Raw genomic sequence first — 814 nt, 5'->3', positions numbered from 1 at the left:
TCAATCGGGAAGACAGGATTCGAACCTGCGACACCTTGGTCCCAAACCAAGTACTCTACCAAGCTGAGCTACTTCCCGCGTTAAATAAAAAAATGCACCCTAGAGGAGTCGAACCTCTAACCGCCTGATTCGTAGTCAGGTACTCTATCCAGTTGAGCTAAGGGTGCTCATCATTATATGCCGAGGACCGGAATCGAACCGGTACGATCGTTACCAATCGCAGGATTTTAAGTCCTGTGCGTCTGCCAGTTCCGCCACCCCGGCCTCTCTAAGCGAACGACGGGATTCGAACCCGCGACCCCCACCTTGGCAAGGTGGTGTTCTACCACTGAACTACGTTCGCATCGACCTCTTATTCTATATAAAAAAATGCCGGCTACATGACTTGAACACGCGACCCTCTGATTACAAATCAGATGCTCTACCAACTGAGCTAAGCCGGCTACTTTCTATTATGCGGGTTAAGGGACTTGAACCCCCACGCCGTTAAGCGCCAGATCCTAAATCTGGTGCGTCTGCCAATTCCGCCAAACCCGCAAATATGACCCGTACTGGGCTCGAACCAGTGACCCATTGATTAAAAGTCAATTGCTCTACCAACTGAGCTAACGAGTCTAAAATAACTTCCGTTACCTTAAACGGTCCCGACGGGAATCGAACCCGCGATCTTCGCCGTGACAGGGCGACGTGATAACCGCTACACTACGGGACCTATATGGGAGTTAACGGGATCGAACCGCTGACCCTCTGCTTGTAAGGCAGATGCTCTCCCAGCTGAGCTAAACTCCCTCGAGCTAAGCGACTTCCATATCTC

The 814-nt window shown here is 51.1% G+C and carries 9 tRNA genes; all 9 read right to left on the bottom strand.

The window, feature by feature from the left end:
• Positions 1-4 precede the first annotated feature (4 nt).
• The 9 genes from DB729_RS09340 to DB729_RS09300 all read right to left on the bottom strand — a co-directional run bounded on the left by DB729_RS09340 (position 5) and on the right by DB729_RS09300 (position 789).
• Positions 5-78 (bottom strand) — tRNA-Pro (locus tag DB729_RS09340).
• A gap of 15 nt (positions 79-93) precedes the next feature.
• A tRNA-Arg gene (locus tag DB729_RS09335) sits at positions 94-167 on the bottom strand.
• An 11-nt stretch (positions 168-178) separates the two neighbouring features.
• Positions 179-264, bottom strand: a tRNA-Leu gene (locus DB729_RS09330).
• A 7-nt stretch (positions 265-271) separates the two neighbouring features.
• Positions 272-343, bottom strand: a tRNA-Gly gene (locus DB729_RS09325).
• A gap of 27 nt (positions 344-370) precedes the next feature.
• Positions 371-443 (bottom strand) — tRNA-Thr (locus DB729_RS09320).
• Between the two features lie 12 nt (positions 444-455).
• A tRNA-Leu gene (locus DB729_RS09315) sits at positions 456-537 on the bottom strand.
• Between the two features lie 5 nt (positions 538-542).
• Positions 543-615 (bottom strand) — tRNA-Lys (locus DB729_RS09310).
• A gap of 24 nt (positions 616-639) precedes the next feature.
• Positions 640-712, bottom strand: a tRNA-Asp gene (locus tag DB729_RS09305).
• Positions 713-716: 4 nt separating this feature from the next.
• Positions 717-789: transfer RNA gene (locus tag DB729_RS09300), tRNA-Val, on the bottom strand.
• Between the last annotated feature and the right edge of the window lie 25 nt (positions 790-814).

Source organism: Streptococcus halitosis (assembly GCF_003143695.2).
GTDB classification, from domain to species: Bacteria; Bacillota; Bacilli; order Lactobacillales; family Streptococcaceae; genus Streptococcus; species Streptococcus halitosis.
Note: the sequence above shows the minus strand (reverse complement) of the source record. Positions and strands in the feature narration are given on the sequence as shown.